This is a genomic window from Nostoc sp. DedQUE12b, from assembly GCF_034530835.1.
Taxonomy (GTDB): Bacteria; Cyanobacteriota; Cyanobacteriia; order Cyanobacteriales; family Nostocaceae; genus Nostoc.
The window spans coordinates 64,746-71,989 of the sequence record NZ_JAVRCI010000033.1 but is presented as its reverse complement, the minus strand read 5'-3'; the positions used below and the strand labels follow the sequence as shown (position 1 = coordinate 71,989).

2 protein-coding genes are annotated in these 7,244 nt (G+C 42.4%); both read left to right on the top strand.

Annotated elements, in window-relative coordinates; translation table 11 throughout:
* Window positions 1-761: 761 nt before the first annotated feature.
* Window positions 762-959 (top strand): hypothetical protein, encoded by a 198-nt coding sequence (locus tag RMY16_RS17555; protein WP_322737479.1) that lies wholly within the window; start codon window positions 762-764, stop codon window positions 957-959.
* 882 nt (window positions 960-1,841) lie between these two features.
* A complete protein-coding gene (locus RMY16_RS17550; protein WP_322737478.1) occupies window positions 1,842-7,241 on the top strand; it encodes a translocation/assembly module TamB domain-containing protein in 5,400 nt (1,799 codons plus the stop codon).
* The last annotated feature ends 3 nt before the right edge of the window (window positions 7,242-7,244 follow it).

Below are 7,244 nucleotides of genomic sequence, written 5' to 3'. Positions count from 1 at the left end.
CGTAAGGTCATCTCCTCTAGTGGCGGGCGTTCTTTTGCCATTAATTTGGCCTCCAGTAGTTTAAGCGGTAAATGATTTCCCCTGGTTAAAGAATGCTATGTAAAATCTCATCCATTCCAGATGAATTTCTTATACTGACTCCTGGTTTTGCCCAGTTTTTAAGCTTTTTAATCTGTTTTTAAATTGAGCCAACATCCTTTCAATTCCTTAATGATGCCAAAATCAGCATTTCTTTGGGATCGGAGGATTTCTATTTGTTAAGTCTATATTAACCACTAAGCATATCTAGGGATCAAGGGGTCATAAGTAGGTTTTTTGCCTGTTTCACGAATTTATCAGCCCTTCTGGGATCTAATTGTCATGTTTTCATAACATTAGTATTGATTTACATATTGAGCAACGGCAACAATATCAAGCTTTCATGACATTGCTCTCTGGGTTAGCCAAAAACCACAATTCTCGAAGAAGAATTCAGGAGCAGAGCCGGAGACGCTCCGCCAAGGCGTCAGAATCAAGACGCTCTCTTATGAAACCCTGCAACTCTTACAGAGTAAGCGGACTAGCTCTAAGCCTTTTCTTTTCCTACAGAGAGAAGGCTTTACGCTGTGCTATTCGCTCTTTCGTTCAAAATACCCAACTGAATTCTGGCAACTGACGCCTTTCTTCCCACCGTTATGTGAAATTAAGTCCCAAGATAGTGTGTACCCGACCATAGAAGAACTTAAGCTTGGCGTATAAGTTTAGGGTTTAGGGAAATAATTATGAATAAGGAAACAGTTCCTAGCCAGGCTGAAAAGTCTAATCCAGAAGGTGATGCCTCACAATTAAGTCTAGAGATATTGGACAAAATCAAACACCCTGCGAGAATAGACGATGTTATTCGAGAGCAATCACCAGAAGAACGTAAAAGTAACCCAGCTTTAGTACCGGAAATGATTGACGATCCAAATGATGAATGATTGGGTTTGCAAAAGATGAATGGAAAAGCTCAGATTCCCAACTTTTTAGAGAAGTCGGGAATTTTGTTATTTAGTTCTTCTTACTTAATATATTTCCCGCGTATTGATGTTTAATAGCACAGTTATAGTCTCAAATTTGACTTGATGAATTACTCAATAAAATTCTTTGAGAACTTGACGTAAGCCTAAGTTTTATTCACAAATATTTTGTAAGTGCGATCGCGTAGTATGTCATAAACATTTGCATCGCCTTGTTCGGGGAGCTAAATCCAGCTTCAGAAAGTAACTTTTCACTCTACATTACTTCCAAATCAAGATTATTTACTCTTGTCATCTATACTAAGTTAGATTTTACAAAAGTTAATTTTTATAACCAAAGTCGTATATACAGGTGCGATCGTAAAGTAATTTAATCATAAAATATTACCTAATTCCTGAAAGATAATATCTATATAGCAGTTATTGGTTAAGTGAGGTACAAGAACCCCACCCCAACCCCTCCCCGCAAGCGAGGAGGGGAATATGATCTAACTCATGTGATTAGGAAACGCAATACCACTTCTTTTGAAGACGCAGATAAAATTCTAAATAATCTTCCTAATACCAGCAAAGTTTTCAAACTTTAAGACCAACAAAACTAATGTCTGGTGACAAACTATTAATCAAAATATATTCAGTAATTACGAAAAATTATGAAATAACATAGACGCACCGCAAATGCGTCTTATTGGTGCAGTCTCGTCTAATAAATAGAAGCAACTTGCTGCAAAGTTCTTGCGTTAGTCCTGATATTGTGAAACCATATTTTGTAACTTGCAGATACAACTAACTAATTTGTCTCTAGCCTGACTCCAGAAAAAATTACTGGTACTAGTAACAATCATGAAGCGATCGCCAAATTCAGAAAACAATCAGGAACCATCTAATCGTCGTCTGTGGCTCCTGCTTTTAGGACGTACCAGTTTGGCTCTGGGTGGGGTTTTGCTAGTTGGAATTATAGTTGGTGCTTGGTGGGCTAGAAACTATGTATACAAAGATTTAGCACCGTTAGTGCAGCAAAATCTTGAGCAATTACTAGGGCGTCCAGTAAAAGTTGGAGGAGTTGAACGTTTTTCGCTTTCCAGTCTGAGATTTAGCTCTCTATCAATACCAGCAACTGCCACCGATGCAGATCAGGTGGTAGCAAAAGCCTTAGATGTGCAGTTCTCGCCGTTGCAACTTATTCTGAGCCGAAAATTAGCATTAAATGTCACCTTAATTCAACCCAATGTCTATGTTCAACAGGATAAAGATGGTCGTTGGGTGACAGCCCAAGTTAAGGCTGGGGAGGGACAAGGCTTTATTCAAACTGAGTTGCAGTCACTTCAAATTCAAGATGGCAATATAGAGTTAATGCCATTCACTGCACCAACTAAACCCAAAGACTCAGTAATATTAGATCGAGTTGGTGGTATTGCCCGATTTTTCGATCAAAATCAAAGGATCGGTTATGACTTCAATACTCAACTCACTAGGGGAGGCGCTGCCAAAATTGTTGGCGAAACCCAACTAAAAGCTCAACAAACTAACCTCCAACTGCAAGCACAAAATTTACAAGCATCCGATATCACTCGATTAATTCAGTTACCGATCGCTCTGCAAGCAGGGTATTTAAATGCTGACTTAGGAGTTCAGATTCCACCCAAACTTTCAGACATCGCAATTACCGGAACAGCTACAGCTAATCAAGTCACTGCCAAAATTCAAAATATTCCTCAGCCAATTTCTAATTTTAATGGGAGATTTCTATTTCAGGGTCAGACAGTTACTTTAGATAATCTGAGTACGAACTTTGGCAAAGTTCCTATTCTGGCAAATGGAACAATTAATACTCAAACAGGTTTTAATGTTTCTGCTCAGATCAGACCAGTTACTGCGAAAAATATTTTAGATACATTGAAAGTGAATTCGTCAGTCCCGGCTAGTGGCGAAATTCAAGCAAATATTCAGGTAGGCGGCGCACTTGAAAAACCAGTTGTTAGTGGTACAGTAAGTAACACAAAACCGATTCAAGTCGATCGCGTTCAATTTAAAACCATCAACACTGATTTCCGCTTGAATGCATCTCAAACTGCATCTCAACTTACTGTTTCCAATTTGAAAATAGTCCCCGCAGCTGGCGGTCAAATTATAGGCGGTGGTCAAGCTAATTTGGGAGCCAAAGATGGGGTAATATTTAATGCTCAAGCTGATGGGATATCAGGAGATATACTAGCACGGAGCTATGGCGTTACTCTACCGATCGCAGTTGGCAATGTTTCAGCAAAAGCCCAAATTTCTGGCTCACTTCGCAAACAGCCTTTAAAACTTGATGTTTCTAATGTTCAGATAACGCCGCCAGCCGGAGGACAAATCACCGCCAATGGTCAAATTCAACTTGCTCCTCAAGGTGAGGTAGGCGTAGATATTCAAGCTCAAGGTATCCCAGGAAATGCAATCGCTCAAGGTTATGGTATTTCAACTCCAATTAATGTTGGTGGTATATCTGCGAACGCAAAAATTTCTGGTTCTCTGGGTACACCCTTAAACGTCAACGTTTCTCGCGTTCAAGCAAATCCAGAGGTGGGAGGGCAAGTCACAGCTAGCGGACGAGTTCAGCTTGCACCCCAAGGTAGGGTGGCGTTGAATGTGCAAGCAAGAAATATACCAGGGGATGCCATCGCCAAAGCCTATAATTCCTCACCCGGCATCACCATTGGGAATGTCTCAGCAAATGCCGATATTTCCGGCACTCTGAGCAATCTGCAAACAGTAGCGCGGGTGCAAGCGCCTAGTGCCACCTATCCCACTACCGGACGAGTTGTTGTTACCAAACAGGGAGAGAATATCGTCTTTCCCGATGCGGTTGTGAACGTCGCCGATGGGACAATCACAGCTCAAGGTCAACTTGCACAACAACGCTGGCAAGGATCTGTTAAAACTTCTCGAATTCAACTCAGCCGTTTCTCACCACAACTGCGAGGACGGCTGAATAGCAATATTCAGTTAGCTGGCACAACCCAATCTTTCCAGCTTGCGGATATTCGCGCCGCCGGACAAATCAACCTTCCCCAAGGAGTAGCGCAACTGGCAAAACCGCTGACTGCAAGATTTCAGTGGAATGGACAGCAGATTATCGTTGAAAACGCAAGTACCGCAGGATTTAGTGCTAATGGTGCGATCGCTATTCAGTCTCCCCCAACTGGCGCACCCCAAATTGCTGGGTTTGATTTAAATGTACTGGCGCGAAATTTCAACTTACAAAATACTGGCTTTAAAGTTCCTGGGGACGTAGCAATAGCAGGGCGGCTGGATTTTAATGGAAAAGTTACAGGCACTCCAGATGTCCCGCAAGCGAATGGGAATATCCGACTGCGGAATTTCAATGTCAGTAATTTGGCATTTGACCCACTTTTAACCGGAAACGTGAATTTTCAAGGGGGACAAGGGGCAACTCTGCGACTAGCTGGGAAACAAGATCGGATTGCGCTTAACTTAGGTGCAGATTATCGTCCCACTTCATTTTTAGTTAAACGCGATGAGGCAGTTACTACGGGTAGAACTGAGGGAGATAACTTGATAATCAACGCCCAACAGTTTCCCATCGCTCTGGTTGGCGGCTTTTTACCTAACAATCAATTGAAACCTTTGGGGGGGCAATTATCAGGTAATTTAGTTGTGAATCTGAATAATTATGCCATTGCGGGAGATGTGGCGATCGCAGGGCCTCGCGTTGCCAGAGTTGCAGCCGATGAATTTCGCGGCAACATCAATTATGCCGATGGTACAGCTAGCTTGGCTAATGGTCTATTGCGGATTGGCGATAGCAACATCGCCCTCAGTGGTAACGTGCAAGCAGGGAATGACCCGCAATTTCAATTTCAAGCTAATTTTGCCGAAGCCAAAATCCAGAGACTCTTACAAGCGTTTAATATCTTCGACTTTCAAGACCTGAATACTGGGTTACAACCTCCAACATTAGCTGGAGCAGAAGCACTTGAAACTGAGTCTGTCAGTTTGCCCGATGCAGATTTGAAAACACAGTTAGCATATTTCTCGAATATTACAACAGCCATCGCCAAAGAACAGCAAGCAGAAACAAAACAAACCCCATCTTTGCCCAGCCTTGCAGAATTAACAGGTGCTTTAAACGGAGCAATTACAGCCAATGGCTCGTTAAAATCTGGGTTGAATGTTGGCTTTAATTTTCAAGGTGCTAACTGGCAATGGGGTAATTATTCCATCAATCAAGTTGTTGCTCAAGGAACTTTTGCCGATGGTATCGTCACCCTTTCGCCCTTGAGCGTGGGGATTAATCAAGGACTAGTGGCATTTTCGGGGCAGTTAGGAACTGAGCAACTATCTGGAAAATTGAATGTAGCCAGTCTACCTCTATCACTTTTAGAACCTCTGATCGAAAAATATCCCGTAGATATCACTGGTAATGTGAATGCTAACGCCACCTTGGGAGGTAGTTTACAAGATCCTAGAGTCCAAGGGGAAGTGACACTGGCGAATGCAACTCTTAACAAGCAACCCGTGCAAACAGGACAAGTGAACTTTGATTACAACAATGCTCGTTTGAATTTTGACAGTACCTTACTAGTGACAGGAACGCAGCCAGTTACCATTACAGGTAACGTACCTGCTCCGTTACCTTTTGCCGAAGTGCAACCGGATAGCAATCAAATCAGCATCAACGCCAATGTGAATAATGAAGGATTAGCACTGTTAAACCTGTTTACTAACAATCAAGTCGCTTGGGTAAATGGTCAAGGACAAGTAGATTTAAATGTTCAAGGTACTTTAAACGAACCAATTATTAATGGCAATGTCACCCTTAATGATGCAACTTTTAGCGCTAAAGCCTTATCTGAACCCCTAACGAATGTCACAGGAACAGCGCAGTTTAATGGTAATAGTGTGAATGTCCAAGGTATCCAAGGCACTTACAATGAAGGGCAAGTAAGTGCATCAGGCATCCTCCCAATTCTTCAGCCTCAGCAAGCAACATCAAACCCTCTCACAGTATCAATAGCAGACAAACTCAATTTTGAAATTACAGGATTGTATGAAGGTGGTGTTGGCGGCGATGTCGTGATTCGCGGCACGGCGTTAAAACCTGTAATTGGTGGAGAGATTAAATTGAGTGATGGTCAGGTGATTATTGGCAACTCGACTGCTACTGCTAAAAAATCAGCAACGACAGCAGAGGCTAATACTAAAGTTATAAATCTAAATAGAGAAGAAGTTAACCCTAACGTCACACCGACAGCAGAGAATAGCGCTAACCCAGTGGCTACAGTGGAAGGAAGCACTAAGCCAGTGGCAACAGCAGACGCAAGCACTAGCGCCGCAACTCCACCCAATTTACCTGTAGAGTTTGCAGATTTAAAGTTGATTTTAGACAAAGATATTCGTGTTACAACTCAGTCTCTACTAAGCTTTGTACCAGGAGGAGCGGCATTAAGTCAGCCTTTATTGAGCTTTGATGCAACAGGCGGCTTGACTATCAATGGTACATTAGCCAAACCACTTCCTGAAGGAGTCATTCGTTTGACAGGAGGACGACTAAGCTTATTTTCTACTGAGTTTACCTTGGCGCGGGGCTATGAACACACTGCGCAGTTTACTCCTAGTCAAGGACTTGACCCTACTTTGGATGTCCGACTGACCGCAATTGTACCGGAAGCATCAGCAAGGAACACTCAAACTTTGGAATCACCCTTGTCTTCTGAAGTCAGCGATGTTTCTGTCAATAACTTTGGGACTTTACGTAGCGTTCGCGTTCAAGCTAGGGTGAACGGGCAAGCTAGCAAATTGGGTGACAATTTAGAACTGACGAGCGAACCTAGCCGTAGTAAGGGAGAAATAGTTGCTCTGCTGGGTGGCTCAATTCTGGGTTCTTTCGGTCAAGCAGATGCAGGGCAAGGGCTGACTAATTTCGCTAGTTCTACCATTTTAGGTAGTTTACAAGGAACTATTACTGCGATCGGACAGGCTGTTGGTTTCAGTGAGTTTCGGATATTTCCTACTCCTGCTACTAATAATGAAGTATCAAGAGCTTCAATTCTGAATTTATCAGCAGAAGGTGTGTTTGACATCAATAGAAATTTTTCTGCCTCTTTATCACGCGCTCTTTCTAGCGATGACTCTTTTCGTTACAATGTGCTCTATCGAGTCAATGACGAAATTCTGATGCGAGGCTCAACTGATTTGGGGGATGAAAATCAACTCCTAGTTGAGTATGAAACGCGATTTTAAATC